The organism is Rhodobacter sp. SY28-1, from assembly GCF_005222785.1.
GTDB lineage: Bacteria > Pseudomonadota > Alphaproteobacteria > Rhodobacterales > Rhodobacteraceae > Tabrizicola.
The window spans coordinates 758,342-785,262 of sequence record NZ_STGH01000003.1 but is presented as its reverse complement, the minus strand read 5'-3'; the positions used below and the strand labels follow the sequence as shown (position 1 = coordinate 785,262).

Here is a 26,921-nt window from a genome sequence, read left to right as displayed (position 1 = left end):
TCTCCCCTCGGGGGAGATAGTCAGGGTGAGGGGTAAACCCGCTTTCCAGAAGGTTGCGAAATTCTTAACGTCCGCGGCGAAGCCACTGATTTCACAATACGTCTTGTGTTTGTTCACCGTGGACGCTTTCTCACCTGTCCGGTGACAACAACCCCAGCCCGCGCAGATAGATCCCGATCCCGGTTTCCAGCAGGTCCTCCGGCGGCCAGGGTTGCGGCCCCCCGTTCCCCCGCAGGAACAGTTCCACCACCCCGTGGCTGACTGCCCAGACATGGGCCGACACCATGCTCGCCGGCGGTCGCCTTCCCTCTGGCAACCCCCGCACCAGCCCCTCCGCCGCCCGGTCCATCGTCGCCCGCGCCTTTCCCGATACCTGCGCCAGGTCCGGGTGCTTCCCCGGCTGCAGCCCGCTTTCGAACATCGCCTGGTAATGGCCGGGATACTTCCGGGCAAAGGCCAGATAAGCCCGCCCCGTCGCCTCGAAGGCCGCAAGCGGGGACGGCCGCCCTTCATCGTAGGCATACTCCAAGAGCGCAGCGAAGATATCAAACCCCTGCCGCGCGACCTCCGCCAACAGGTCATCCCGCCCAGCGAAATGCCGGTAGACCGCCGCCGGCGTCACATCCGCCGCCTTCGCCGCCTCGGACAGGGTGAAGCCCTGCGGCCCCTTCTCGGCGATCAGCTCCAGCGCCGCCTCGACGAGCGCCTGCCGCAGGTTGCCGTGGTGGTATCCCCGCTTCATGCCCGAAGCTTCGGCCCGCCGCAGATCTTGCCATCGACCTTGCCAATCGCCGCCGCATCCTTCCCGGCATAGTCGACTGACCCAAGGATCGTCTGAATCGCCGCAATCCGCGCGCGTTTCTTGTCGTCGGACAGGATCACCGTCCAGGGCGCCTGCTTGAAATGGGTCCGCTCCATCGTCTCGTCGATGGCCGCGCAGTAGTCATCCCACTTCGCCAGCCCATCCACGTCGATCTGGCTCAGTTTCCACTGCTTCAGAAGGTCGCCCTCGCGGTCAAGGAAACGCTTCAGCTGCTCCGCCCGCCCAACTTCCAGCCATATCTTCCGGAAGATGATCCCTTCGTCGACGATCATCTGCTCGAACTCGGGCAGCTGGCGGAAGAACTTCTCGCGCTGCTCCGGCTTGCAGAAGCCGAACACATGCTCGATCATCGCGCGGTTGTACCAGCTGCGGTCGTAAAGCGCGACCTCGCCCTTGGCCGGAAACCAGTCGACATAGCGCTGGAAATACCACTGCTGGCTTTCCCGCTCGGTCGGCTTGGGCAGGGCCACGACATAGGCCTGGCGGGGGTTCATGTTCTCGGTCACCGCCTTGATCGTCCCGCCCTTGCCCGCCGCATCGCGGCCCTCGAAGACAACGATCAGCCGCTGCCCTGTGGCCTTGATCCCGGCTTGCATCTTCGCAAGCTCGATCTGCAACCCCTCCATCCGGGCGTCATACTCCTTGCCCTTCATCTCCTCCCGGTAGGGGTAGGAGGTAGTCATGATCTCGTCCTTGCCCGCCTTCTCGATCGCCTTGCGCACCTCTTTCGGCGCACCTTCACGGAAATAGCGGCTGATCGCGCCGTCGAAGGGAAGTTGGGTCATGGATCGGTCCTCCTGCCCGGCAGAGTAGAGGGAACGCCGGGCAGAAGGAAGCGGGCACGATCAGCCGGGAGGCGTGACCATGCCGATCCCATGCCGGGCCATGGCAGCCGCGATGGCGGGGAAATCGGGCATTTCGCCGGGGGCCAGCGGGGTATCGCGGCCGATGTCACGGAAGAAGGCGATCATGCTGTCGTCCAGCATCACGAGAAACCGCACCGGCCTGTCGCCTTCATTGGCGTAGTTGTGCGGCTCCATGCTGCTGACGGCGGCGCTTTCGCCGGGGGCCAGCCGGATGGTCGTCACGCCCTCTGGCCCGAAGCTGCGGACGGTAAGCGTGCCCTCGACCACCACGAATAGCTCGGGCGAGGCATGGGTGTGGGGCGGGGTGCCCGAGCCGGGAGGCGCCTCGACTTCGATCAGGTGGTTCGCGGTCCCGGGCAACTGGCCCAGAAAACGCAGGTGGTCGGTGACCACCCAATGGGTCTCAATCCGCTCGCGCGGGGTAATGGTGATCGTCATGATTTGGTCCTTCGGATGTGGATCAGTCCGCGTCGGCGGGGGTGCTGGCGGCAGCGGACAGAAGCCGTTCCAGCGCCCATGCGGCGGTCTGGCCGGCTTCCGCGCCGGTCAGTCCCCCGTAGTCCTTCAGCACCTCCCAGGCGGCGGCGCTGTAAAGCAGATGGGCCAGCGCCTCGATCCGCGCCTTGTCGGCGGCGGGAAGGCTGGCCGTAATCGGCGCGAGGCTGGCCGCAAAGGCCGCCTGACGCCGGGGAAGGTTTGCAAGCCGCATGTCGCGGCCCGCGCGGGAATGAAGACCGGCCCGAACCGCGCCCTCAAGGCTGTCCATCCGGGCGAAACCGTCGCGGATCGCCTTGACCAGCGCGGCAGGGTCACCCGGTGCCACGATGACACCCAGCCGGTCGTTCAGCCACTGGAAGGCAGCCCCCAAGAGCGCCTCGCGTGTTTCGAAATGGCGAAAGACGGTGCGACGTTCGACCCCCGCCGCCTTGGCGATGGCATCCATCGAGGCATCTTCCTCGGTCTGCATCAGTTCGACCGCCGCGGCGAGGATCCGGTCACGGGTCGCCTTCGCCTGCTCTTCGCGGACAGCGGATTTGTAGGGCCGGGGGGAATCAGACATCGTCGCCTCACATTTGATGGCACTGTATGTGACATCAAATTGCAGGGCTGTCAATTGGTGTAACTTACAGTGTCACGAATTTTCGTTGGCGCGGTCGATGGCCTGGATCACATGGTCGGAATGGGAATGATGCGGCATGTGTCCCGCGCCGACGAGCGTCGTGAGACTGGCATTCGGCAGAAGCCGCAGAAGCGGGCGCGAGTGGATGTCGATCGGCACAATAGTGTCGGCGGTGCCATGAACCAGCTCGATCGGCAGGGTTAGCGTGGGGTAGCGCGGCTCCATTGTCACCAGTTCGGCCCGAAGTGCATTGACCTGCGCCGTGTTCGTGGCCAGCGTCTCGCGGCGCAGGGTAAGCGCTGCACCCAGCCAGTCGTCATAGCCTTCGGGAACGGGATCGGGCGCGAAGACCGAGGCGGTGGCCTGTCTGACATAGGCAGCGGGCACAAAGGCCGAGGCAAGGGGGACGGCCACTGCGCGGCCAAGGCGCGTCGAGGTCGCGCGATACCAGATGTCCAGCGTTCCAGGCCACGGCATCGAGGGCGAGCCGACAAGCACCAGCGCGCGGGGTCCGCCATCCAGGGCCCAGGCAAGCGCAACTGCTCCGCCATAGCTTTGCCCCAGGACCACCGGCTCGGCGACCCCAAGCTGTGCAAGCCCGGCCTTGATATGCCGGGCCTGCGACAGAAGGCTCGTCTCTGGCAGAGGGTCGGAATGGCCAAGCCCGGGCCGGTCGACAACGATGACCCGGTAGCGGTCGGTCAACTGGTCGCGCAACGAGAAGGTTAGATCGCGCAGCGAACCACTTGCGCCGTGGATCATGACAAGGTCGGGACCAGTTCCGGCCACTTCGTAGTGCAACTGCAGACCGTCAACCGTCACGAACTGCCCTGTCGGCGGGAAGGCCGCCTCCGCCGCAGCCTCTCGCGCCGAGGCCCGCCAGTGGGTGACACCGGCAAGGCCAAGCGCAGCGATGAGGAGGCTAGTTGCCAATCTGCGAAATGTCATAAGGCGTGGACTGATAGATCTCGTTGATCCAGTTGCCATATAGCAGGTGGGCGTGGCTTCTCCACCGGTTCAGCGGCGGCCGCGCGGGGTTGTCATCCGGGTAGTAGTTCAGGGGCACGTTGATCGGCGTGCCATTGGCCACGTCGCGGTCGTATTCCTGCTTCAGCGTATCGCTGTCGTATTCGAAGTGGTTGAAGATATAAAGCGCCCGGTGCGCTGCATCCTCGACCAGGCAGGGGCCGACCTCGTCCGACCCGAGCAGGGTTTTCAGCCCAGGGGCCGCGTCGATCTCGGCCTGTTTCATCTCGGTCCAGCGGCTGACCGGGATGACGAAATCATCCGAGAACCCCCGCAAGTAGGGCGAGGTCGGGGCCAGGTTCTGGTGGCGGAAGCAGCCGAAGGCCTTGTGGTCCAACATGTGCTTCTGCACGCCGTGGAAATGGTTGATCATCGCCATGCCGCCCCAGCAGACGCCGAAGGTCGACTGCACGTTGGTCTGGGTCCAGTCCATGACCTCGCACAACTCATCCCAATAGGTGACTTCTTCGAACGGCAGATGCTCGATTGGCGCGCCGGTGATAATGAGACCGTCGAACTTCTCGCCCTTCACCGCCTGAAAGGGGCGGTAGAAGGTGGCCATATGCTCGGCGGCGGTGTTCTTCGTCGTGTGTTCCGACATGCGGATCAGGTGCAGGTCGATCTGCAGCGGCGTGGCGCCGATCAGCCGGGCGAACTGGTTTTCCGTCTGGATCTTCTTCGGCATCAGGTTCAACAGCCCGATCCGCAAGGGCCGGATATCCTGGTGCGCGGCGCGGTCGGGGGACATGACCATGACGCCCTCGGACCGCAGCACGTCATAGGCGGGCAGGGTTTCGGGAAGCGTGATTGGCATGGTCGAGGTCCTTGGGCGACTGAGCCGACAGAGCTAGGGGAAATTCGCGGTCTCAGCAAGGCCGGGTGGCTTGCCAGGCCTGCACGGCTCTTGCAGGATCAAGGGAAAGTATGAGGTGCGCATGGGTCGGGTCCTGGTCTTGATGCTGCTGCTGTGCCCTGGGGTCGCCCTGGCGCAGGATGACGACGCGATGGAGGTCCAGCGCTGCGTCTGGCGTTGCCTGGCCGACAGTCCGGGGGCGGAGAGTGCGGAATACCAGCAATGCGTGGCCGCAAGATGCAACGACCCGGTCGCCACCCCAGCACCGCAGCCGGTTGCTCCGCCTGTGGTCCCTGCCGGTCCGCCCTGGGGCAGCGGGGCGACCCAGGACGGGCAGGGCTTCTTCGCCGGCCAGTATGCGGCCGAAACCGACAACTTCCTCTACTACACCTGCGACGCCAGCGGCACGCAGAACCTGCTCCTGACCGGGCAGGTCGAAGGCCCCGCCGCCGTCATTTCGGTGGACATCGACGGGCAGGTGCTGGGCCTGTGGTTCGACGTCTCGGCCGGGGGCTACACCTCGCGGCTAGACCCGGGTTCGCCGCTGCCGGGCCTTATTGCCCTGGCAAGGCGGGTTGAGCTGCGGAATGGCGCGGGCTGGTCGCTTGGGCAGTTCGGCATGGCCGGTGCCCAGGAGGCCATCAGCGCCGCTCGGGCCGCCTGCGGGCTTTAGGCCCGGTCGATGGCGCGGGCCAGAAGCGTATCGAAATCCGCCGCCGTGCTGACCTCTGCCACCTCCTCGGCCGTGACCGTCACGCCCCAGCGGGCCATGGCGGCGTAGCGGGGCTGGCGATGGGCCAGGGCGCGGGCGTAAGTCCAGCGGACAAAATGGTCGGGATCGCAGGTTTCTTCGGAAACATAATGGGTTGCGCGGTATTCCTCCCAGGCCGCATGAAGGAAATGCGGCTGGTAGTACATCGGCTTCGGCGCACGATCAAAGCGGCGCACGAGTTCCGCCGTGTGGGCGTCCGAGCCCTTGATCCAGACCAGAAGCAGCGTGTCTGCCAGTTGCCGCATCACCGGATCTTGCGGATCCTCGGCCTCGACCACTTCGCAGATCGACCCCGAAGTATCGCCGACAAAGTTCGGATAGCCGTATATCTCCTCTGCGCGTTCCATGAACCGTGCCGTATCCAGCGTCGCAGCCACTTCCGCGACCCGATGCTGCTCTTGCCGCTTCATGTATTCGGCAAAGGGCACGCCCCCCTTGGCCGGATCGCCGGGCTTGCCCAGATAGGTCGACAGCGGCGCAAGGTTGTCGAACGTGATGTTCGACGCGATATAGACAGAATCGGTCATCAGAAGCTCACGCAGAAGCGGGACCTTCATCGCCTCGCGCTTGAAGTTGTCGGCGATGTATTCACCCATGTAGCGGGTGCCGATCCGGTAATCGACCGAGTAGTGGAACCAGTCGCCCCGGGCGCGCAAGAGGTTGGAAAGATACGTCTTTCCCAGACCGGACATGCCGAACAGCATGACACGCTTGCGCGGGGCGGCCAGATAGTCGCGGCCAGAAGGATAGATCATCGCGTCACCTCATCGCGCCCCTGTTAGCGCCGGGACGGAGCCTTCACAACGAAAAACCCCGCCCGGGCGAAGGGGCGGGGTGTGTTTGTGGAAGACGATCGGTTCAGAAGGAATAGCCGATCTTGATGCCGACGCCGACCCCGCTGTTGTCGGTGAACACGCCACTGACCGGCGGATTGGTGGTCGCATCGCCAAGATCGACATAGCGGACGCCGCCAGTGATCTTCATGTTGTCCATCGTATAGGTCGCGGCCAGGCCGATGCTTCTCATTCCGTCGGTCGGGCCTAGGTTTCCAGTCGTCGCCCCATCCGGCCGTTCGTAACCAACTGTCACCGCTGCCGACCAGTTCTCATTGAACCGGCGACCGACGCCAAGGTTGTAGGTCACGCGGTCGCTTGCGTAGTCGACAAGGTTGCCAAGCGGCGCCGGATAGGCCGGCGGGTCGATAATGAAGGCCGTCCAGTCAACCCAACGGATCGAGCCGAACAGAAGGGTGTCCTTGGCGATCCCGGTCTGGAACTCCAGGTTGACAGACTGCGGCACCTCGGTGTCGAAGCCCGCCGTAGTCACCCCACCTTCGACCGATTGCAGCGAATGATTGATCGCAGAGTTGTACGTCAGCGCAACCCGGGCGGCGATTTCAGGCTTTTCCCAAGCAACACCCACAACATAGCCCAGTTCGGAGTCGTGGTTGGTGTCCAGGGTGTACCCAAGGAAGGGCAGCGCGACTTCGCCATGCACGGTTTCATAGCGAAGGCCGCCATAAACCGAGACATTGTTGTCAAACTGGTAGCTCAGAAGCGCAGTCAGCGCGCTGGAGGTCAGCTTTGCGGTCGATCCGGCGAGCGGATAGGGCGCCGCGCTGGCCGGATAGTTCACATCCGCGCCGATCGGCTGATCCAGGATCATCGCAAAGGCCATGCGATCGCCGATGTCCATCTTGTAGCCAAGGCTCCAGGAGTTGTAGCCCCCCGCCATGTCGCCCGAGGAAATGATCCCCCCCGGTCCGACACCGCCCGTGACGCTCGGATCAAAGCGTCCAAAACTCAGTTCGGCATAGCGGCCCTGTTCGAACAGGATAGCGACCGACTGCGTTGACCGTTCAACGCCGCCTGCCAGGGCCCCCGTTGCACCTGTGACCACGGCGACTGACGCCATGAGAATTCGTTTCATCCTGGTATCCCTCAACTTGAACCCCCACCCGGGAATTCCCCCTGTAGAAAAGGCTAAGCCCTGCGACATTTTGGGTCAATCAATGACGCCACGTCACGGTTTTGTGACCTCTGCGCCCTGTGGCCGGGACGCCCCACCCCCCAGAGTCAGCCAGATGCCCAGGAAGATTAGCCCCGCGCCAGCAAACAATGCCAGCTCAAGGGGTTCATTGTAGAAGGCTGCCCCGACAACCGCGATGATTGGCAGGCGGGCAAAGTCCACCGGAACCACGACGCTGGCCGGGGCCAGGCTCAGGGCGGTGGTCAGGCACAGATGCGCGGTGATCCCGGCAATGGCGATCAGCACCAGCCAGGGAACGGTGGCGGACGTGGGCAAGATGACCGGGCCATGCAAGACCATCGCCACAGTGCCGAGGATGGCCTGCATGAGCGTCAGCCAGAACAGGATCGAGATGATCGCCTCACCCCGCGTCAGCGCCTTGGTCATCAGGGCGGTGGCCGCAAAGAACACCGCCGCCCCCGCCGCGGCGATGACGCCGGGCTCGACGGTGCCAAAGCCCGGTCGGGCGACAATCAGCACCCCGGCAAACCCCAGCGCCGCCGCCGCCAGCTTGCGTCGGGTCAGCCGCTCGCCCAGGAACACCGGCGACAAGAGGATCACCCAGATCGGCGAGGTGAATTCCAGCGCGAAGACCTGGGCCAGCGGGATCACGGTCACCGCGTAGAACCACAGCGACTGGCCCGAGAAGTGGAAGAGGTTGCGCAGCACATGGCTACCCAGCCTGTCGGTGCGCACCCGGCCCAACTGACGCAGCGCCAGGCCACAGGCCAGCACGATCACCCAGCCGATCATCGACCGGAAGGCGAGGATCTCGAACGTGTCGTGCACGCCTTTGATCTGCCGCGTCGCAATCGCCATGGCGGTAAAGGCGGCAATGGCCCCGGTCATCCAGGCGGCGGCGGCAAGCGGGCGGTTCGGGACGGTCATGGGCGCAAGGTCGCCCCGCGGCCCGGAAATGTCCAGTCCAGCCCCGCGCGCTGCGTCAGTCTCCCTGACCGGGAAGCACCAGAACCTTCACTTCGCCCTGGCGGGCTGGCTCCGCGATGGCGCGCGCCGCATCCCCCAGGCCCACCCGGAGTGAGATCAGCGGCCCGACCTCGACCTGCCCAAGCCGCAGCATGTCGATGGCACGCGACTGGGTGAACGGGTTCAGAAAGCTGTGCAAAACATTGATCTCGCGGAACAAAAGGTCGAACGGCTCGATCCTCACCCTTTCCCCCTTTGGCAGCACACCCAGAACCACGATCCGCCCTCCGGCGCGTGTCACCCGGGGCGCCATTTCCACCGTCTCCGCCACCCCGGCACATTCCAGAACCAGATCGGCCCCACCCGGCAGGATCGCCAGAGCATTTTCCAGCGTCGCTGCGGTTGCCCTGGCCCCCAGTCTCTCGGCCAACTGCCGTTTGTCCGGGTGACGGGTGACCAGCACCACCTCGGCCCCCGCGTTCCGCGCCAGTTGAACCGCCAAAAGCCCGATGACCCCGCCGCCCAGCACCACCACCTTTTCCCCCGGAACCGGCGCGCCGATGTCCAGCCCGTGCAGCGTGCAGGCCAGGGGCTCGGCAAAGGCCGCCGTCTCGGGGTCAAGATCGCCGACCGGCAAGGCGCGATGGGCGGGCAGGGTGGCAAACTCGGAAAAGCCGCCGTTGCGATGGATGCCGATGGCGACGTTCCGCGCGCAGAGGTTCACCCTCCCGCGCAGGCACGCGTCGCAGGTGCCGCAGGCGATGTTCGGGTCGCAAGCGATGCGCGTGCCTATCGGCATCGTGACGCCCTCGCCGACCGCGATCACCTCGCCGCAGAATTCATGCCCCAGGGTCACGGGAGGCGCACAGGGGAACTCGCCCTTAAGCAGGTGCCGGTCGGTCCCGCAGATCCCTGCTGCCAGAACGCGCACCAGAACCTCTCCCGCCTTTGGCTCTGGGTCCGGGACCTCGACCGCGGCGATGTCGCCGACTCCTCGCAACTGAACTGCCCGCATGCGCCCATCCTCCCGTCACCGGCGCGATGATGGCATGGCCGCAGGGCCCTGTCGCCGGGGATATGTGCGCAGGCACACAGGCGTTCGCAGCGCAGCGCGGTTGCCTTGCGCCCATGGCGACCCTACCTCCCGTCAAAGCACTGGAAGGACCCCCCTTGATGAGCCTTGATCTGACCCCGACCCGCCAGCCCGACCATCCCGTCGCGCCGCAGTTTCCGGGCCGCTGGTCACCCCGGTCCTTCACCGACCGCGCCCTGAGCGAGGCCGAGGTGATGTCGCTGCTTGAGGCTGCCCGCTGGGCCCCTTCGGCCTCGAACCACCAACCCTGGCGGCTGGTCTGGGCGCGGCGGGGCGAGGCCGCGTTCGACAGCCTGCATGCCTGCCTGACCGGCAACAACCTGATCTGGACCGGCAAGGCCGCTGCGCTGGTCGTCGTAGCCTCGAAAGACACGATGCTGAACCGCGACGGGGTCGAGGTTCCAAATCGCACCGCCGGTTTCGACACCGGCGCCGCCTGGATGAGCCTGGCGCTGCAGGCGCATGCGATGGGACTGGTCGCCCATGCGATGGGCGGGTTCGACAGGGACCGGCTCGCAGCCGCCGTGCAACTGCCCGCGGGGCACACGCTGCACTGCGCCGTGGCGGTCGGGGAACAGGGCCCGGTCGAGGCGCTGCCGGACGACCTTGCCGCCCGGGAAAAGCCCAGCGGCCGGAAAGCCATGGCCGAAATCGCTCGGCATGGGCGTTTCTGACGGCGGTCAGTCTTCGCGGATTTTGAAATCGCGTTTCAGACCGGCGGTCGCTTCATACCAGACTGAAACTCTCGTCCGGGTCTGATGCGCGGCAAAGGCGGCCTGATCGACAAAGCTTTCGTCCAGCCGCCAGACCAGCGGGTCATCGGTCGGATCGACGTTGAACGTCAGACAGCCCGGTTCGGCCCGGCTAAGCCGGATATGCTCGGGCAAATGCTGCCGGACAAGGTCAGCGTCCTCGACCGTCGAACAGGTCAGGGTTCCGGTGACCCGGATCATTCCAACTCAATCGTCCCGGGCGGCTTCGAGGTGCAGTCGTAGAAGACGCGGTTGACGCCCTTGACCTCGTTGATGATCCTTGTGGCAGTCTCGCCCAGGAAGTCGTGGGTGAACGGGTAATAGTCGGCGGTCATGCCATCCACGCTCGTAACGGCGCGCAGCGCCAGCGCATAGTCATAGGTCCGCCCGTCGCCCATTACCCCCACGGTCCGCATCGGCAGGATCGCGGCGAAGGCCTGCCAGATCTCGTCGTACAGCCCGTGCTTGCGGATCTGATCGATGTAGACCGCATCCGCCCGGCGCAGGATGTCGAGCTTCTCTTTGGTGATCTCGCCGGGGCAGCGGATGGCAAGGCCTGGGCCGGGAAAGGGATGGCGGCCGATGAAGCTGGCCGGCAGGCCCAGTTCGCGGCCAAGGGCGCGGACCTCGTCCTTGAACAGCTCGCGCAGCGGTTCGACCAGCTTCAGCCCCATCTTCTCCGGCAGGCCGCCCACGTTGTGGTGCGACTTGATCGTCACCGACGGCCCGCCGCTGAACGACACGCTTTCGATCACGTCCGGATACAGCGTCCCCTGCGCCAGGAACTTCGCGCCGCCGACCTCGTTCGCGTGCTTCTGGAACACGTCGATGAACAGCTTGCCAATGGTCTTGCGTTTCACCTCGGGGTCGGAAACCCCCTCCAGCGCGCCAAGAAAGAGGTCACTCTCATCGGCATGGATCAGCGGCATGTTGTAATGGTCGCGGAACATGGTCACGACCTGCTCGGCCTCGCCCAGCCGCAGAAGGCCGTGGTCGACGAAGACGCAAGTCAGCTGGTCGCCGATCGCCTCGTGGATCAGCACCGCCGCGACAGAGGAATCCACTCCGCCCGACAGCCCGCAGATCACCTTGGCATCGCCCACCTGTTCGCGGATCTTGCGGATCGCCTCCTCGCGGTAGGCGCCCATCGTCCAGTCGCCCTTGAAGCCCGCCAGCCGAACGAAATTTTCGTACAGCTGTGCGCCTTTTGGGGTGTGGTGCACCTCGGGGTGGAACTGGACAGCGTAGAAATGCCGCTGGGGGTCCGCCGTGATCGCGAAAGGTGCGTTGGGCGAGGTGCCATAAACCGCGAAACCCGGAGCGATCTTCGACACATGATCGCCATGGCTCATCCAGACCTGTTCCTGCGCCTGCGGGCCTGCCTCGGGCGGGAACCAGCCAGCCAGGAAAGGATGCGTCAGGTCCGTGGGCGTCACGAACGCCTTGCCGAATTCCGCCGTGCCATGCCCGCCTTCGACGTGGCCCCCAAGGCAATGCATCATCACCTGCTGACCGTAGCAGATCCCCAGGATCGGGACCCCCAGATCGAAGACGCCCTTGGGCGGCATCGGCGCGTTGTCCCAGTAGACAGAGGCCGGGCCGCCCGAGAAGATCACCGCCTTTGGGCCGAAGGCCTGCAGAAAGGCCTCGTCCACGCGGTTGTAGGGGTGGATTTCGCAGTAGACATTCAGCTCGCGCAGGCGCCGCGCGATCAGCTGCGTCACCTGAGAACCGAAGTCGATGATGAGAAGGCGGTCATGGGCTTGGGTCATGCGCCCGCGTAAGCGATGGGGGCCGGAATCGCAAGGGGGCGGTCGTCAGGATAGGGCGGTCAAAGCAGGGGAAATCAGCGCCGCATCCCGTTCGCGGCGCTGTCGCACGACCTGTTCCAGATGCGCCACCATCGCGCGCAGTCGGGCAGGTGGGCGGGGAAGTCGTCGGGTCAGCAGCGACAGGTCTGGTCCCGGATCAATGTGGTCGGTCAGCACCGGCACCAGCCGACCCGAGGCGATCGGGTCCGCAAGCGCATAGGAGATGTTCTGCATCACGCCCGCTCCGCCCATGCAGGCGGCAATGGCGCTTTCCGAGCTTTCGAACGACAGGCCGGCCCGACCCGGCCGTGGCACATGCCGCCCGTACCGCTGGAAGCGCCAGTCGAGGACCCGTCCTGTCGTCGCGGACAGGATGTCGATCTGGCGGTGCCGGTCGATCTCCTCGATGGTCTGCGGCGCTCCATGCCGGGCGATGTAGTCGGGCGAGGCGACCGTCAGGATCGGGAACCGACCCAGACTGCGCAAGGAAAGGCTGCTGTCGGGCAGGGGGCCGGTGTAGACGAACAGGTCGATGGGCTCGGCGATCATGTCCGGCAGCCGGTCGCGCGAAATGACGCGCAGCGTCAGCGCCGGGTGCCGGTCGAGGAAATCCCCAAGGCTTGGCGACAGGACCAGACGCGCGAAGGCCGCCGGGACCTGCAACGTCAGCGACCCCGTGACCTTGCCCCGTCCCTCGGCAAAGGCTTCGTCCAGCGCGTCGACTTCCGACAGGATGCGGCGCGCGCGGTCCAGGTATTCCTCGCCCGCCTCCGTCAGTGCCATGCGCCGGGTGGTGCGGCGGATCAGTTCCACGCCCAACCGCATTTCCAGCGCCTTGATCGCGGCCGAGGCCATGCCATGCGACAGACCGAAATCGACCGCAGCGCCGGAAAAGCTGCCGCGTTCCACGACCCTGACAAAAAGCCGCATCGTACGAAGCGTGTCCATTGTCTGATCCTGACGGATAGTCTTTTTGAACATTACCCAAAGATCAAAGAATGGCCAGCGGCGTATCAGGGACCCACCGGCACTTGCGCCGGAGATCAAGGAGCCATCATGACGAAGACAGCTTACACTCCCGTCCCCGGTCGCCACGACCTTTACCGCGCCGTCCACCGTGGTCTGCGGCTTGGCCATTGCCAGGTGCTGACCCGGCTGGCCACCACCGACTTCGCCGAACCGGCCGAGGCCCGCGAAGCCATCGGGGCGCTGCGGGGGTATCTCGATCTGGCCTCTGGCCATCTTGCCAGCGAAGAGACCAAGATCCACCCGGCCGTCGCTGCCCGCGACCCCGCCGCCTTGGTCGAAGCCGAGGAAGACCATGCCGACCACTCCCGCGCCTTCGAGGAACTGGAGACCCTGTGCCGTGCGCTTGAGGATGCCGCGGCGGACCAGGCACCTGCCATCGGCGAACGGCTCTATCTCCGCTACGCGCGGTTTCTCGGCGATGACCTCCATCACATGGCCGAAGAGGAAAGCCAGCTACTCGGTGCCCTCCACGCACTTTTCACCGACGAAGAGCTGCAGGGCATCGAAGGCAGCATCGTCACGGCCCTGTCCTGGCCGCGCCTCTGTGGCTACATGGGCCTGATCGTCGGCGCGCTCTGCCACCGCGAACGGGCGGCGATGTTGTCGGCCATGCGCGGGTCGATGCCGTTCGAGGTCTTCTCTGCGCTCTTGACCGAAGCCGTGCGCCCGGCGCTCTCGCCCGAAGACTGGGCGCGTCTGGTTTCGACGGTGCAGCAGGGGAAGGCGGCCTGATCCCACATCCTGCCTGCGGTCTGCCGGAACCAGACCGCGACCGCAGGCAGCAGAAAGCGCCATTTGCGACTGTGGCGCATGTCGGTTTTGGAAAGGATAGGACGGTTTCGGGGGGCGTTGCGCGACCGATTGGCGGCATAAGGACCCCAGACATCTCCCGGAGGCAGACATGAACGAAGTTGCAGGGCGCCGGTCGCGCAGTGGCGGGGGCGCAAGCCGCCGGGCGGAACGCACCGCGATCAGCTTCGAGACCGCGCGCTACATCCAGCGCAACATCCCGAACTTCGAAATCCTGAACGAGGAAGCGCTCCAGATCATCGAGCACAATGCCGAGACGGTGCTGGAAGAGATCGGCGTCAACTTCGTGGAAAACCCCGCCGCCCTGCAGCGCTGGCGCGATGCGGGCGCGGATGTGAAGGGCGAACGCGTCCACATTCCCCGCGGCCTTGCACGCAAGCTGATCTCGACTGCGCCGAAAACCTACACCCAGCACGCTCGGAACCCTGAACGGAACGTCGAAGTCGGCGGGCGCAACCTCGTTCTGGCCCCGGTCTACGGCCCGCCCTTCGTCCGCGACATGGAAGGCGGCCGCCGTTATGCCACGCTGGAGGATTTCCAGAACTTCGTGAAGCTGGGCTACATGTCGAAGTGGCTGCACCATTCCGGCGGCACCGTGTGTGAGCCGACCGACATCCCGGTGAACAAGCGCCACCTCGACATGCTGCTTGCGCACATGACGCTGTCGGACAAGCCCTTCATGGGCTCGGTCACCGAACCCAGTCGCGCGCAGGATTCGGTCGACATGGCCAAGCTTCTGTTCGGCGCAGATTTCGTCGACCAGAACACGGTGATGACCTCGCTCATCAACATCAACTCGCCGATGGTGTTCGATGGGATCATGATGGGCGCGCTGGAGGTCTATGCCGCCAACAATCAGGCCAGCATCGTCTCGCCCTTCATCGTCGGTGGCGCTATGGCCCCGGTGACGGTGGCTGGCACGCTGACCCAGGTCCTGGCGGAAATCCTGGCGGGGGTAAGCTACTCGCAGCTGATCCGTCCCGGCTCGCCGGTGATCGCGGGGGCCTTCGTGACCTCGATCGACATGAACTCGGGCGCGCCGACCTTCGGGACGCCGGAAGCCGCCCATATCACCTATGGCGCAGGCCAGTTGGTGCGGCGGCTTGGGCTGCCCTACCGCTCGGGCGGGTCGTTCTGCGGATCGAAGCTGCCGGACGCTCAGGCCGCCTACGAGACCGCGAACAGCTTGAACATGGCGCTGCTCGCCGGCGTCAACTTCATGCTCCACGCCTGCGGCTGGCTGGAGGGCGGCCTCGTGTCGTCCTACGAAAAGTTCGTGATGGATGCCGACCAGCTTGGCACGCTCCATCACCTTGCGCAGGGCATCCAGATCGACACCAACGGTCAGGCGATGGACGCGATCCGCGAGGTTGGCCCCGGCGGCCACTACCTCGGCTGCGCGCATACCCAGGCGAACTTCAAGTCGGCCTTCTGGCGCTCCGACCTCTTCGACTACAAGCCCTTCGAAACCTGGGCCGAAGAAGGCGCCCGCGACACGCAGACGCTGGCCAATGAACGGGTTCGCAAGCAGTTGGCCGATTACCAGGCCCCCGACCTTGACCCCGGCATCCGGGAATCGCTTGAAGCCTATGTGGCCAAGCGCAAGTCCGAGATGCCGGACGCCTTCATCTGAACAAGAAAAAGGGGCGGATCTTCCGCCCCTTTCCATTTCTTCTGCACTCAGGCCATTTCGCCGCGGCGCAGGAACTGGGCTTCGGCCAGAATCGCGATCAACACCTCGATATGGCGGGCCACCGAATAGGCCGCATCGCCCGCGATCCGCGTGGCCTCCAGCCCCGCCTCCACCGTCATCAGCGATGTCACCGTCTCCTCTGGCGAGCCCGCCCTGTCGACATAACGGCGCAGGTCGCGGTCGCGGCGATAGTCGCTCAGGCCAAAGCGGGCCGCGCGCATCAGAAGCCGGGGGCGGCGCAGGGTGGCAAGCAGGGTGCGACAGTCAGTCATGGGGGATCCTCCGTAGCTGGACGGAGCGATCCTGACCCAATACAACCTGGCGTTGCGCAAACAGCGAAGCAGCGCGCGGAGGTTACCGAAGAGTTTAAGAATTTCGTCGAATTGTTGAGACCAGCCGCAAGCTTAACAAACAGGTAACCATTTCTACCCAAGGTTGCAATTGTCCAAGGCTGGACGGATTGCAGCCGATGTGTGGACAAATACAGGACGACTGAAGTGTCAGAATTGACTGCCGCCAGCCTGCCAGACTGGCTTCCTGCTGCTGTGCGCCATTACCTGGATCATACCGAAGACGGCACATCATTACGGGAGCTGGCACGGCGCGAAGGCCTGCATGCCTCGACCATCCTGCGCCAGGTCCGTCGGTTCGAGAACCGCCGCGAGGACCCGCTGATGGACGAGGCGCTGTCCGCCATCTCTCGACGTGTTCCCCGCCAGTCCGATGCAACAGCCCAGAAGGATGCTCTGCCCATGTCTGTCCACCCGCGCCTTACGCCGCCTGAAGACCAGCCCGAGGTCTGCGACGAACAGGCCCTTGTCCGCGAAGGCATGCGCGTCCTGCGCCGCCTCGCCGAACCCAGCGCCGTGATGGCCATTGCCCCCGATCTCGACAAGGCCGTGGTGATCCGCGAGCTTCCCGACGGGAAAAGCCTGCGCACCGCTGTCCTTGAACGCTCCGTCGCCCATGCCTTTGCGCTGAAGGACTGGGTCGCCTGCCGCAAGCCCGGTCGCGTCTCGACCTATGAGATCACCTCGGCCGGCCGCGCCGCGCTGAAACGCATGGTGGACGAGGAAGACCGCCGCCGTCAGGGCATGGCCGAAGCCGCGACGCCCTTTGGCGACCAGCACCGCGTCTGGGGCGACCGCGAGGTGATGGATGACGCAGGCCCCCGCCGGGTCCGCTACAACATGGCCGAAAGTCCGGTGGCGCTGCTGGGTCGCCGCCGGGACCGCGATGGCAAGCCATTCCTCGAACCCGAACTCGTGGCCGCTGCCGAACGGCTGCGCGAGGACTTCGAACTCGCGCAGATGGGCCCGCGCGTGGCGCAGAACTGGGACCGCTTCCTGACCGGCGGCGACCGGGGCGCGTTCCAGCCCGACAGCGGCCTTGGCGAAGGCCCGTCCACCGCCCGGTCCCGTGTCGCCGCCGCCCTGCGCGATCTGGGGCCGGGCCTCGGCGATGTGGCCTTGCGCTGCTGCTGTTTCCTCGAAGGCCTTGAGGTCGCCGAAAAGCGCATGGGCTGGGCGGCACGCTCGGGCAAGATCGTCCTGCGCATCGCCCTCATGCGCCTGCGGCGACACTACGAGGAGACCTACGGCAAGTCAGGCCCGCTGATCGGTTAGGCTCCGGTTCCGCGGATCATCAGCAAGACCGAAATCGCCGCCAGCCAGACCGAAGCCAGCCGCCGCAGCACGAACAGCGCGCGCGGCTGGCCGACCGCGCCGCGACGCAGGAAGGCCCCCGCAGCGGCCCAGAGCGCGGCCACCAGCACCACCAATCCGGCAAAAAGCGCAAGGTTCAGCACCAGCCGGTCAGGGGACGGCAGCAGCACCAGCCCGAAGATCAGCGCCTTTGGATTCAGTGCCGTCGTGACTAACAGCATCCGCGCGGCCACCGACTGCCCACCCTTTACGGCCGCAAGCGGTTGCCACAGCCTCACCGCCAGCACTGCAACCCAGACGGCAGCTGCAAGCGTGACGGCCTTTTGCAGGCCCGCGTGATCGGACAGGACCACTGCCCCGACCAGGGTCAGCGGCAGGACTGTCAGGAAATACCCTGCAAGCTCGGCCGGAACCAGCCGCATCGCACCCGTCCAGCCCCGCTCTGCCCCCGCCACAAGGACCAGCGAGTTCGTCGGCCCGGGGGTAAGGAGCAGAAGCAGGACAGCAAGGGAAAGCTCGGCTGCGGACATCATCACCTCGAATGGTAGGGCTCTCATGACTGTTCGGAAAGGGTTCTTCCTTGATCCGCATCAAGACCGGGACCGGCAAAAGCGGAAGGGGGGACACCGCAACCGGCATCCCCCCTTCGTCCGGGGCTTCCCCATCCCCGGATCGCGCACCAGGCCTGTGTCAGGCGGCGCGCGTGTCTCCAATCCCGTTCTTCGGCCGAAGAAACCCTTCGACCTCGCCCTGACCCGCATTGCACTGCGCGCAACGGGCTGCGGCGCGGTCTGACCGGCTCGTTCCGTTGCCTTGCGCGTCATTTCGGCTTATCTGAGAGGTAGCCACGCGGTCAGGGGGAAATTTCCGTGCGCGACCTCAAGATTCCCGAAGGACGTCACCCCGAAAAGGCGCATCGCCCGGACAACGCCCAGCCGAAGAAGCCGTCCTGGATCCGGGTCAAGGCCCCCACCTCCGAGGGCTACAAGAAGACCCGCGACATCCTGCGCGAGAAAAAGCTGGTGACCGTCTGTGAAGAGGCCGGCTGCCCGAACGTGGGCGAATGCTGGTCGCAGGGCCACGCCACCATGATGATCATGGGCGAAATCTGCACCCGCGGCTGCACCTTCTGCAACGTGGCCACCGGCAAGCCGCAGACGCTCGACGCCTTTGAACCTGGCCGTGTCGCCCACGCCGTCTCCGAACTCGGCCTATCGCACGTCGTCGTCACCTCGGTCGATCGCGATGACCTTGACGATGGCGGGGCCGATCACTTCGCCCAGACCATCCGCGCGATCCGGCATCGCTCACCGGCAACGACGATCGAAGTCCTGACCCCCGACTTCCTGAAATGCCCGCCCGCGGCGCTGGAAAAGGTGGTCGAGGCGCGGCCCGACGTCTTCAACCACAACCTCGAAACCGTCCCCGGCCTGTATCACGAGGTCCGCCCCGGCGCCCGCTACTTCCACAGCTTGCGTCTTCTGCAACGGGTCAAGGAACTGGATCCGATGATGTTCACCAAGTCTGGCATCATGGTCGGACTTGGCGAAGAACGTCAGGCCGTCCTGCAGGTGATGGACGACATGCGGTCAGCGAAAGTCGATTTCCTGACTATTGGCCAATACCTGCAGCCGACGCCCAAACACCACGCCGTCGCCCGCTTTGTCACGCCCGAGGAGTTCAAGGCCTATGAAACCGCCGCCTGGGGCAAGGGCTTCCTGATGGTCTCGGCCACGCCCCTGACCCGGTCCAGCTACCATGCCGGTGACGACTTCGCCCGGATGCGCGCCGCGCGGCAGGCCGGCAACGGCTGATCGCAACGAAAAAGGGCCGCGCAATGGCGGCCCTTTGATTGCGGATCGGGTTCGGGATCAGAACTTGAAGCCGACACCGATGTCGTAGATTTCGGGCCCGTTGTGGATCTTGCTGCCGCCACCTTCGACGAACAGCCCGTTTTCCATCCCGTAGGTCGCGGACAGCGAATAGATGTCATCCGAATCCTGGATCATCAGCACATCGCCGCGCAGGGTCAGAGACGACATCACGTCATAGGCGCCATAGAACCGCAGCGTATGCGTGGTGTCGGAAGAATCGAGCTGCGTGAAGGCCGCGCCAAGGTCGAAACGCTCTGCATCGTGGAACGCGCCGATCTGCAGCAGGCTGACATTCGGGCCTTCGACATCGGCAAACTCGCCGCTGATGAAGAAGGTCGTCGCGCCAGACTTGTACTGCATCACGCCTTCCAGAATGTCGACGTTGTCGCCGTCATTCAGGTGGTGATAGCCGCCGCCGTAGGTCAGGTTGCCCGAGGTGTTCACATAGGTCAGACCCGGGGTCAGACCATTGTCCTGCGTGCTGGCCAGCGAGGTGAGCGGTCCGCGCAGGAAGCTGGTCTCAAGGTCAAGCACGCGCGAGGACGAGAAGCCGGGCATCGGGTCCAGACGGTCGACCAGCGGGCGCGGTGCACCCACGGCAAACTCGCCCGCGCCCGTCGAGAGGACCAGCGCCGCCCAGTAGTTGGTCAGGTCGGTACCGTCGTCGAGATAGGTCGTGTCCACTGACGCGTCAAAGCCCAGAAGGCCACCTGACCGCCAGCTCATCGAGACATCGCCATCAAAGGCCCAGAGATGCGACGAGGACGAATCAAGGTATTCCAGCTTCACTTCGCCGCCGAAGGAAAGGCCATTGCTGTCCTGGGCCGCGGCGGGAAATGCGGAAAGCGCCAAAAGGGCGGGAACAATCAGTCTGGTCATGTGTGGTATCCGTTCTGCTCGGTTTTTTTATTCTTTTATCGCAAAACCGTGACCAAGGAAAGGCATGACGATCAATATCTTGTGCCGGTAACGCAGTCTTGTGCCCGCCTTCTGCACCGGAACGGGCGGCGTTTCCCCCACCCGCCAGCACTTCGCGATCAGAGCCTACTCCACGCTTGGAACGGCCAGCATGTATTCCGCCACGGCCTGCCGGTCGCTTTCCGGCAACCGGGCCATGTTCTCGACGACATGCGCCATGTGGCCGCCCACGCTGTCATACTCCGGCGTGAACCCGGTCGTCAGGTACTGCACGATGTCCGCCGCCGCCCAGCCCAGCTTGCCCGGCGTGACGTTCGGGATGCGCCCGTCGCCCGAAGGGTTCGGCGCCCCGCCCAGCCAGCGGGAGGTGTCCATCGCGCCCAGCAGATTCCGTGGTGTATGACATTCCCCGCAATGCGCCATCGCCTCGGCGATATAGCGCCCCCGGGCGACGGTGGGCGTCAGGTTGCCGGGCAACACCCAGTCATCCGACAGGAACAGAAGCTTCCAGCCGCCAATGGCCTCGCGGATGTTGAAGGGAAAACCCAGCTCATGCGGCTGGCTTGGGGTCGGGTCGGCGGGCAGAGTCTTCATGAACGCATACAGGTCCGCGACGTCCTGCATCTGCATCTTCGCATAGGACGCATAGGGCAGGGCAGGGTAGTAATGCTCGCCCTCCGGGCTGACGCCGCGCGTGATCGCATTGGCCAGGTCCAGCATCGACCAATTGCCGATGCCCTGCTCGGGGTCCTGGCTGATGTTCGGCGCGATGAAGGTGCCGAAGTCGGACGGAAAGCGTTGCCCGCCCGACAGGACCAGCTGGGCGTCACCCTCGGCCTTGTCCGCCATGTGACAGGACGCGCAGCCCGTGGCCCAGAACACCAGCTCACCCTTGGCCGCATCTCCGGTCAGGTTCGCCACCGCAGCAGCGGCCAGCGGTTTCGGCCGGGCCATGACGTAAAGCCCACCCGCCGCGACCAGCCCAAGAACGACCAGCCAGCGCATGATCCGCATCATTTCTCTCCGTTTTCAACCTGGCGGCGAGCCTATCTGACGAAACGCTCGCGTCCAATCACGGTTTCTGGCGCAGGCTGTCCACCGTCATCCAGTCCGGCCAGCCAAAGAAATACTCGATGCCCGCGATCACCAGACAGATCGCAATGACCCCGAACACCAGCTTGACCCGGCCCTCGGACGGCGGGTTCTGTACCCAGCGCTTGGCGCGCATCAGCCAGTGCAACTGGTTCATGCGTCCCCCGTGAACCGCACCTTGCCGATGTAGGGCAGGTTGCGGTTGCGCTGCGCAAAGTCGATGCCATAGCCCACCACGAACTCGTCGGGGATCTCGAATCCTGTCCAGTCCGCCTTGACTGGCACCTCCCGGCGTGAGGGCTTGTCCAGAAGCGCGCAGACCTTCAGCCGCTTCGGCTCGCGCGCCTGCAGCAGGTGGATGACGTGGTGCAGCGTGAACCCGGTATCGACGATATCCTCGACCAGCAGCACATCCCGCCCTGCGATTTCGCCCCGCAGGTCCTTCAGGATGCGCACTTCGCGGCTGGAATGCATCGAATCCCCGTAGGACGACGCCTCCAGGAAATCGACCTCGACCGGCAGCTCGATCTCACGGACAAGGTCGGCGATGAACACGAACGACCCGCGCAACAGGCCCACGACCACCAGCTTGTCCGTGCCCTTGAAATGCGTCGTGATCTCGCGCGCCAGCGCCTCGACCCGCGCTGCAATCGACTTGGCGCTGATCATCTGGTCGATCACGTAGGCAGGCGCGGGCGGGTGGTCAGGCATCGGCGGCTTCCGGTTGTTGCGACCCCTTCCTAGCCGTCAAAGCCACAGTTGCATAGGCCGTGACATGACGCCCGCTTGATCTTGCGCGCCGGTCGGGCCACATCTCGGGCAAAGAGACACTGATGCCCACCCATTCCGAGACCAAGCGCCTGCCTTACACCGCCCAGCAGATGTACGATCTGGTGGCCGACGTCGCATCCTACCCGAAGTTCCTGCCCTGGAACTCCGCCGCCCGCATCCGGTCGCGCACTCCCGTCGCCGGGGGCGGTGAGCTGATGGAGGCCGACCTCGTCATCAGCTTCAAGGTCTTCCGCGAACGCTTCGGCAGCCGCGTCACCCTCTGGCCCGACGCCCAGAAGATCGACACCGAATACCTCGACGGTCCCTTTCGACACATGCGCTCGAACTGGGCCTTCCGCGATATTCCGGGCGGCTGCGAGGTCGACTTCCACGTCGACTTCGAATTCCGCAACGCGATCCTGCAGGGGATCATCGGCGTGGTCTTCAACGACGCCATGCAGCGCGTCGTCCGCGCCTTTGAACGCCGCGCGGCAGAACTTTACGGCCCCGCGCTGTGAAACTTGCGCGGCAAGCGTAGGGCAGGGCGCCCGCCTGCGTATGTCCCTGAAACAACCGTCGAGGGACCCATGCGCCTGATTGCCTTTCTGCTCGCCCTTTGCCTCGCCCTTCCGGCCGCTGCCGAGACCATCCGCCTCGGTGACCGCTGGTATGACATCGCCCTGCCTCGGAACGCCAAGGGTGCCCCGCTGATTCTTGCGCTGCACGGCGGCGGCGGCGACCCGTCGCAGTTCGCCAGCGCCTCTGGCTTCGGGGCCGCCGCCACGCGGGCGGGCTATGCCGTGGCGTTCCCGGCCGGCAGCGGGCGGCGCGGCGAACGACTGCTCACCTGGAACGGCGGCTACTGCTGCGGCTATGCGCAGCGCGCGGGCGTCGATGACATCGGCTTCCTGAAATCCGTCATCAAGGACGCCCGCGACCGCTATGGTCTTTCTGACCGGGTGTTCCTGACCGGCATGTCGAACGGCTCGGTCATGTCGGAAACCTTTGCCGCGCAAAACCCCGACCTCGTCCGCGCTGTCGCCGGGGTGGCAGGCACAATGGACACCGGCCGCATCAGGGTCGCCGGACCTGTCCCCGCCCTCATCATCCACGGCACGGCCGACACGATGGTTCCCTATGAGGGCGGCAAGGGCGATACCAGCCTCACCCGCACCAACTTTGCCTCGGTCGCCTCCGTCGTCAGCGCCTTCCTTGCGCCCTGGGGCGGCGGGCTTTCGGAAACCACCCGCGAGATCAACCGGAAAGAGGACGGCACCACCGTCATCGTCACCAACTACGCCAAGGGCGACCGCCTGGTCCTGCGGCTGATGACTGTCGAGGGCGGCGCGCACCACTGGCCCGGCGGGCGCAAGGCGCGACTGTCCGAAGGCAAGACGCAGGAGATCGACGCAAACACCGAGATCCTGCGCTTCTTCGATCTTTTCAAGTAGTTACGACGTCAGCTCATAGGCCCGCTCGCCGTGGACCGACAGATCAAGACCATTGGTCTCAGTCTCAAGGTCCACGCGCAGCGGCGTCACCAGCGCGACCAGCTTGACCAGCGCAAAGGTCAGGACCACCGTCCACAGCCCCACCACCGCCAGCCCTCCCAGCTGCGCGGCCCAGGTCCCGGCCCCAAACACCGCGACCATCACTGTGCCGAAAATGCCACCCACGCCGTGGACGGCAAAGACGTCCAGCGTGTCGTCGATCTTCAACCGGGTGCGGATCAGACTGACCGCCTCTTGGCAGAGCACGCCCGCTACCCCGCCGATCACCAGCGCTTCGACCGGCCCGACGAACCCGCTTGCGGGGGTGATCGAGGCCAGCCCCGCGATCGTCCCCGTCACCAGACCCACCAATGAGGCGCGGCCGAACTTGATCCTCTCCCAAAGTGCCCAGGTCAGGCTGGCCGCCGCCGCCGACAGATGCGTCACGGTCAGCGCCATCGCCGCCGTCCCGTTCGCAGCCAAGGCGGACCCCCCGTTGAACCCGAACCAGCCCACCCACAGCATCGCAGCACCAATCATCACCATCCCCGGCTGGTGCGGCGGGGTGGTGCGGTGCTTCCTTGGCCCCAGCACCACCGCGATGACCAGCGCCGCGAGACCTGCCGTCTCGTGCACCACGATCCCGCCCGCAAAGTCCCGCACGCCGGTTGCGCCGAAGATGCCGCCGTCTGCCATCACCCCGCCGCCCCAGATCCAGTGCGCGACCGGCGCATAGACCACCAGCATCCATAGGGCCGAGAACAGAAGCACAAAGCCGAACCCGATCCGCTCGACATAGGCGCCGACGATCAGCGCCGGGGTGATGATCGCGAAGGTCATCTGATAGGCGAAGAACAGAACCTCGGGCAGGGTGCCGGTCAGGCTGTCCACCGTCACCCCGGACAGGAAGGCCTTCCCCAACCCGCCCCACCAGCCACCGGCCTCACCGAAGGCGATGGAGTAGCCTGCCACGAACCACAGGACACTCATCAGGCAGGCTACGGCAAAACAGTGCATGAAGACCGACAGCACGTTCCGCGCCCGCACCAGCCCGCCATAGAACAGCGCCAGACCCGGCAACGTCATGAACAGGACCAGAGCGGTTGCAATCAGGATAAAGGCCGTATCGGCAGCGTTCATGTCCGTCCCCCGGGATGTTTTCCGGCTGTCAAACCGGGATCAACCCGCCCAAGGAAGAAGCAATGCTCCTCAAACCCGCCCGCAAAAGCGGCAATTCCTGAAACGCATAAGAAAAGGGCGAAAAATCGAGCAATTTGCTTAAACGACGGGCGCTTCGCGGATCACGCCATCGCGCGGACCAAAAGCCCCAGCGCATGCTCGGTTGCCGCCTTGCGCACCTTCGCCCGACCCAAAGCGCCGAACTCCACCGTTTCCACCCGCGTCTCCCGGCCGGTGCGCGCGACGCCAAAGCAGACCCGCCCCTCCGGCTTGAACTCTGACCCGCCGGGCCCCGCGATCCCGGTGATCGACACCGCCAGATCAGCCGCCGAATGCGCCAGCGCCCCCTCGGCCATCTCGCGCGCCACCGCTTCCGACACCGCGCCGTGGCCTGCAAGCGTCTCCTCCGACACCCCCAGCATCTCCACCTTCGCGGCATTGGAATAGGTTACGAACCCACGCTCGAAAACGTCCGACGACCCCGCCACATCGGTCAGCGCCGCCGCGACCATGCCGCCCGTGCAGCTTTCCGCCGTGGCGATCCTCAACCCCCAATACCGCGCCTCTGCCAACAGCGCGGCCACATCTATCCCAGCCATGGCTCCACAACCCCATGATAGACGCCCGCCAACCCCATCGAGACGATCCCGGCGAAAAGCCCCGCCAAAAGATCGTCCAGCATCACGCCCGTCGCCCCCTCCATCCGGTCGGCCCGGCCCACGAGCCAGGGCTTCCAGATGTCGAACAGCCGAAACAGCAGGAACGGCGCCACCCATGCGGGCCACGCGCCAAGCAGCAGGTCCGGCACCCCATGCGACCAGAGCGGGATCAGCGTAAAGCTGAGCGCCAGCCACTGACCGGCCACTTCGTCGATCACGACCTCCGACGGGTCCGCGCTCAGCTGTCCTTGCAGAAACTTGGGCAGGGCCAGAAGCCCCGCGATCGTGGCCAGCACGGCGGCAAGCGGCACCAGAAGCGCGCCGCCCGCCTCATAGGCGACAATCGCCAGCACGACCGCGATGGCCGAGGCCCAGGTCCCCGGCGCCGGTCGCAGATGCCCCGCGCCAAAGACTGTGGCGATGGCCCATCTCATGCCTTCACCAGCGTTGCCGTGGCTATCGCCGCGATGCCTTCCTCGCGGCCCGTGAAGCCCAGCCGTTCCGAGGTCGTCGCCTTCACCGACACCCGCCCCGCATCCACCCCCATGATCCGCGCCAATTCCTGTTGCATTGCAATGGCATGCGGCCCGATCTTTGGACGCTCACAAACCAGCGTCACGTCGCAGTTCCCCAGCCGATAGCCCCGTTCCGCAGCCAGCCTGATGGCATGCGCCAGAAAGATATGGCTCGCCGCGCCCTGCCATTGCGGGTCACTGGGAGGGAAATGCCGCCCGACATCCCCCTCGGCCAGCGCGCCATAAATCGCGTCGGTCAAGGCATGCATCCCCACGTCCGCGTCGGAATGGCCCAGCAAGCCCTTCCCATGCGGCACCTTCACCCCGCACAGCCAGACATGATCCCCCTCGCAGAAGGCATGCACGTCATAGCCATTGCCCAACCGCACATCCATCTCACGCCCCTTCAGGATCGCCTCGGCCCGTGCGAAATCGCCGGGAAAGGTCAGCTTCAGATTGGCTTCCTCGCCCTCGACGATCACCACGTCAAGTCCCGCCGCCCGCGCCACCTCCACATCGTCCGCCGCCCCGCCCGGATGCGCAAGATGAGCCTCCAGAATCGGCGCAAACCGAAACGCCTGCGGCGTCTGCGCCCGCCACAGCCCCGCCCGATCCACCGTCCCCGCGACCAGCCCCGCCGCCCCCCGCCACAGCGCATCGGTCACCGCCACCGCCGGTGCCGCCCCGTCATGCGCCTCCAGCGCCACGACCAATCTTTCCACCAGCGCACGAGACACCAGCGGCCGCGCCCCGTCATGGATCAGCACCGCCTCGACCCCGGTCCCCTCCAGCGCCCGCAGCCCCGCCAGCACAGAGGCGTCCCGCGTCGCCCCACCCTCAACCAGCGGCACCCCCAGGGCCTCGGCCCGCGCCCGGTCGTCGGGATGGATCACCAGCAGCACCTGCATCCCCGCAAAGGCCGCAACCGTATGGGCCAGCACGGGTTTGCCCGCCAGCAACTGCCATTGCTTCGGAACCTCGCCGCCCATGCGGCTTCCGCGACCGGCGGCAACGATGAGGACGGCTGTGCGCATGACGGCTCCTTTCCCTTCTGCCTAGTCCAGCCCGACCTGCATGACAATCTGGCGCTCTCACCCATCGGATGCCTAAAATTTGTGCATCGCATGTTTTTCAGTCATAATCGCCCCGCGCTGCC

31 protein-coding genes are annotated in these 26,921 nt (G+C 65.3%); 8 read left to right on the top strand and 23 right to left on the bottom strand.

Annotation, left to right across the window (positions count from 1 at the left end; translation table 11 throughout):
* Positions 1-130: 130 nt before the first annotated feature.
* From E8M84_RS18010 to metA, 6 genes are all read right to left on the bottom strand, one after another.
* The gene (locus E8M84_RS18010; protein ID WP_137112569.1) at positions 131-742 is read right to left on the bottom strand and encodes a TetR/AcrR family transcriptional regulator; all 612 of its coding nucleotides are present in this window, start codon (positions 740-742) and stop codon (positions 131-133) included.
* Positions 739-1,608 carry a polyphosphate kinase 2 gene (gene ppk2, locus E8M84_RS18005; RefSeq protein WP_137112568.1) on the bottom strand — a complete coding sequence of 290 codons (870 nt, stop codon included), beginning with the start codon at positions 1,606-1,608 and terminating at the stop codon, positions 739-741. The genes E8M84_RS18010 and ppk2 overlap by 4 nt, the downstream gene beginning before the upstream one ends.
* A 60-nt stretch (positions 1,609-1,668) precedes the next feature.
* Positions 1,669-2,127 carry a cupin domain-containing protein gene (locus E8M84_RS18000; RefSeq protein ID WP_137112567.1) on the bottom strand — a complete coding sequence of 153 codons (459 nt, stop codon included), beginning with the start codon at positions 2,125-2,127 and terminating at the stop codon, positions 1,669-1,671.
* A gap of 22 nt (positions 2,128-2,149) precedes the next feature.
* On the bottom strand, positions 2,150-2,749 hold the full coding sequence (locus tag E8M84_RS17995; protein WP_137112566.1) for a TetR/AcrR family transcriptional regulator: 600 nt from the start codon (positions 2,747-2,749) through the stop codon (positions 2,150-2,152).
* 72 nt (positions 2,750-2,821) lie between these two features.
* Positions 2,822-3,742, bottom strand: a complete 921-nt coding sequence (locus E8M84_RS17990; RefSeq protein WP_170971985.1) for an alpha/beta fold hydrolase — start codon at positions 3,740-3,742, stop codon at positions 2,822-2,824.
* Positions 3,732-4,649, bottom strand: a complete 918-nt coding sequence (gene metA, locus E8M84_RS17985; protein ID WP_137112564.1) for a homoserine O-succinyltransferase — start codon at positions 4,647-4,649, stop codon at positions 3,732-3,734. The genes E8M84_RS17990 and metA overlap by 11 nt, the downstream gene beginning before the upstream one ends.
* Before the next feature lie 121 nt (positions 4,650-4,770).
* Here metA and E8M84_RS17980 point away from each other — a divergent pair, with 121 nt between their 5' ends.
* Positions 4,771-5,361: a hypothetical protein gene (locus E8M84_RS17980; RefSeq protein WP_137112563.1), complete on the top strand. Its 591-nt coding sequence runs from the start codon at positions 4,771-4,773 to the stop codon at positions 5,359-5,361.
* On the opposite strand, the gene E8M84_RS17975 is transcribed toward E8M84_RS17980, so the two are convergent.
* The 4 genes from E8M84_RS17975 to E8M84_RS17960 form a co-directional block, all read right to left on the bottom strand.
* Positions 5,358-6,215 (bottom strand): ATPase, encoded by an 858-nt coding sequence (locus E8M84_RS17975; protein WP_137112562.1) that lies wholly within the window; start codon positions 6,213-6,215, stop codon positions 5,358-5,360. The genes E8M84_RS17980 and E8M84_RS17975 overlap by 4 nt on opposite strands.
* Before the next feature lie 103 nt (positions 6,216-6,318).
* On the bottom strand, positions 6,319-7,389 hold the full coding sequence (locus E8M84_RS17970) for a hypothetical protein (RefSeq protein ID WP_137112561.1): 1,071 nt from the start codon (positions 7,387-7,389) through the stop codon (positions 6,319-6,321).
* 93 nt (positions 7,390-7,482) lie between these two features.
* The gene (locus tag E8M84_RS17965) at positions 7,483-8,376 is read right to left on the bottom strand and encodes a DMT family transporter (protein WP_137112560.1); all 894 of its coding nucleotides are present in this window, start codon (positions 8,374-8,376) and stop codon (positions 7,483-7,485) included.
* Between the two features lie 55 nt (positions 8,377-8,431).
* Positions 8,432-9,430, bottom strand: a complete 999-nt coding sequence (locus E8M84_RS17960; RefSeq protein ID WP_137112559.1) for an alcohol dehydrogenase catalytic domain-containing protein — start codon at positions 9,428-9,430, stop codon at positions 8,432-8,434.
* A 158-nt stretch (positions 9,431-9,588) separates the two neighbouring features.
* Between E8M84_RS17960 and E8M84_RS17955 the strand changes: the two genes are divergently transcribed.
* A complete protein-coding gene (locus tag E8M84_RS17955; protein WP_137112558.1) occupies positions 9,589-10,182 on the top strand; it encodes a nitroreductase family protein in 594 nt (197 codons plus the stop codon).
* A 6-nt stretch (positions 10,183-10,188) separates the two neighbouring features.
* On the opposite strand, the gene E8M84_RS17950 is transcribed toward E8M84_RS17955, so the two are convergent.
* The 3 genes from E8M84_RS17950 to E8M84_RS17940 are packed head-to-tail and all read right to left on the bottom strand — an operon-like array spanning position 10,189 to position 13,019.
* Positions 10,189-10,461: a putative quinol monooxygenase gene (locus E8M84_RS17950; RefSeq protein ID WP_137112557.1), complete on the bottom strand. Its 273-nt coding sequence runs from the start codon at positions 10,459-10,461 to the stop codon at positions 10,189-10,191.
* The gene (guaA, locus tag E8M84_RS17945; RefSeq protein ID WP_137112556.1) at positions 10,458-12,032 is read right to left on the bottom strand and encodes a glutamine-hydrolyzing GMP synthase; all 1,575 of its coding nucleotides are present in this window, start codon (positions 12,030-12,032) and stop codon (positions 10,458-10,460) included. Before guaA ends, E8M84_RS17950 begins: the two co-directional genes overlap by 4 nt.
* A gap of 45 nt (positions 12,033-12,077) precedes the next feature.
* Positions 12,078-13,019 (bottom strand): LysR family transcriptional regulator, encoded by a 942-nt coding sequence (locus tag E8M84_RS17940; protein WP_170971984.1) that lies wholly within the window; start codon positions 13,017-13,019, stop codon positions 12,078-12,080.
* 108 nt (positions 13,020-13,127) lie between these two features.
* Here E8M84_RS17940 and E8M84_RS17935 point away from each other — a divergent pair, with 108 nt between their 5' ends.
* Together E8M84_RS17935 and E8M84_RS17930 are read left to right on the top strand one after the other, a co-directional pair.
* A complete protein-coding gene (locus E8M84_RS17935) occupies positions 13,128-13,832 on the top strand; it encodes a hemerythrin domain-containing protein (protein ID WP_170971983.1) in 705 nt (234 codons plus the stop codon).
* 169 nt (positions 13,833-14,001) lie between these two features.
* Entirely contained in the window at positions 14,002-15,543 is a 1,542-nt protein-coding gene (locus E8M84_RS17930) for a trimethylamine methyltransferase family protein (protein WP_137112553.1), read from the top strand.
* Positions 15,544-15,590: 47 nt separating this feature from the next.
* Here the strand turns inward: E8M84_RS17930 and E8M84_RS17925 are convergent, their stop codons facing one another.
* Positions 15,591-15,875 carry a DUF6477 family protein gene (locus E8M84_RS17925; protein ID WP_137112552.1) on the bottom strand — a complete coding sequence of 95 codons (285 nt, stop codon included), beginning with the start codon at positions 15,873-15,875 and terminating at the stop codon, positions 15,591-15,593.
* Positions 15,876-16,100: 225 nt separating this feature from the next.
* Between E8M84_RS17925 and E8M84_RS17920 the strand changes: the two genes are divergently transcribed.
* Positions 16,101-17,228, top strand: a complete 1,128-nt coding sequence (locus tag E8M84_RS17920) for a DUF6456 domain-containing protein (protein WP_240790442.1) — start codon at positions 16,101-16,103, stop codon at positions 17,226-17,228.
* Here the strand turns inward: E8M84_RS17920 and E8M84_RS17915 are convergent.
* Positions 17,225-17,824, bottom strand: coding sequence for a hypothetical protein (locus E8M84_RS17915; RefSeq protein WP_240790441.1), 600 nt, complete (start codon positions 17,822-17,824; stop codon positions 17,225-17,227). The two genes, E8M84_RS17920 and E8M84_RS17915, sit on opposite strands and share 4 nt — an antisense overlap.
* Positions 17,825-18,136: 312 nt before the next feature.
* Between E8M84_RS17915 and lipA the strand changes: the two genes are divergently transcribed.
* Complete coding sequence (lipA, locus tag E8M84_RS17910; RefSeq protein WP_137112550.1) at positions 18,137-19,081, top strand: lipoyl synthase; 945 nt, start codon at positions 18,137-18,139, stop codon at positions 19,079-19,081.
* Between the two features lie 57 nt (positions 19,082-19,138).
* Here lipA and E8M84_RS17905 read toward each other — a convergent pair whose 3' ends face one another.
* The 4 genes from E8M84_RS17905 to hpt form a co-directional block, all read right to left on the bottom strand.
* A complete protein-coding gene (locus tag E8M84_RS17905; RefSeq protein WP_137112549.1) occupies positions 19,139-20,020 on the bottom strand; it encodes a hypothetical protein in 882 nt (293 codons plus the stop codon).
* Positions 20,021-20,185: 165 nt separating this feature from the next.
* Positions 20,186-21,073, bottom strand: coding sequence for a cytochrome c (locus tag E8M84_RS17900; protein WP_346763698.1), 888 nt, complete (start codon positions 21,071-21,073; stop codon positions 20,186-20,188).
* 58 nt (positions 21,074-21,131) lie between these two features.
* Positions 21,132-21,308: a hypothetical protein gene (locus E8M84_RS21565; protein ID WP_170971982.1), complete on the bottom strand. Its 177-nt coding sequence runs from the start codon at positions 21,306-21,308 to the stop codon at positions 21,132-21,134.
* Positions 21,305-21,862, bottom strand: coding sequence for a hypoxanthine phosphoribosyltransferase (hpt, locus tag E8M84_RS17895; protein WP_137112547.1), 558 nt, complete (start codon positions 21,860-21,862; stop codon positions 21,305-21,307). The genes E8M84_RS21565 and hpt overlap by 4 nt, the downstream gene beginning before the upstream one ends.
* A 122-nt stretch (positions 21,863-21,984) precedes the next feature.
* Here hpt and E8M84_RS17890 point away from each other — a divergent pair, with 122 nt between their 5' ends.
* Positions 21,985-22,440 carry a type II toxin-antitoxin system RatA family toxin gene (locus E8M84_RS17890; RefSeq protein WP_137112546.1) on the top strand — a complete coding sequence of 152 codons (456 nt, stop codon included), beginning with the start codon at positions 21,985-21,987 and terminating at the stop codon, positions 22,438-22,440.
* Between the two features lie 69 nt (positions 22,441-22,509).
* Positions 22,510-23,373: a PHB depolymerase family esterase gene (locus tag E8M84_RS17885; protein WP_137112545.1), complete on the top strand. Its 864-nt coding sequence runs from the start codon at positions 22,510-22,512 to the stop codon at positions 23,371-23,373.
* On the opposite strand, the gene E8M84_RS17880 is transcribed toward E8M84_RS17885, so the two are convergent.
* The 4 genes from E8M84_RS17880 to E8M84_RS17865 all read right to left on the bottom strand — a co-directional run bounded on the left by E8M84_RS17880 (position 23,374) and on the right by E8M84_RS17865 (position 26,799).
* On the bottom strand, positions 23,374-24,552 hold the full coding sequence (locus E8M84_RS17880; protein ID WP_137112544.1) for an ammonium transporter: 1,179 nt from the start codon (positions 24,550-24,552) through the stop codon (positions 23,374-23,376).
* Between the two features lie 161 nt (positions 24,553-24,713).
* Positions 24,714-25,181, bottom strand: a complete 468-nt coding sequence (locus E8M84_RS17875; protein ID WP_137112815.1) for a CinA family protein — start codon at positions 25,179-25,181, stop codon at positions 24,714-24,716.
* Positions 25,178-25,684, bottom strand: coding sequence for a phosphatidylglycerophosphatase A (locus tag E8M84_RS17870; RefSeq protein ID WP_137112543.1), 507 nt, complete (start codon positions 25,682-25,684; stop codon positions 25,178-25,180). The genes E8M84_RS17875 and E8M84_RS17870 overlap by 4 nt, the downstream gene beginning before the upstream one ends.
* A complete protein-coding gene (locus E8M84_RS17865; protein WP_137112542.1) occupies positions 25,681-26,799 on the bottom strand; it encodes a bifunctional 2-C-methyl-D-erythritol 4-phosphate cytidylyltransferase/2-C-methyl-D-erythritol 2,4-cyclodiphosphate synthase in 1,119 nt (372 codons plus the stop codon). Before E8M84_RS17865 ends, E8M84_RS17870 begins: the two co-directional genes overlap by 4 nt.
* Between the last annotated feature and the right edge of the window lie 122 nt (positions 26,800-26,921).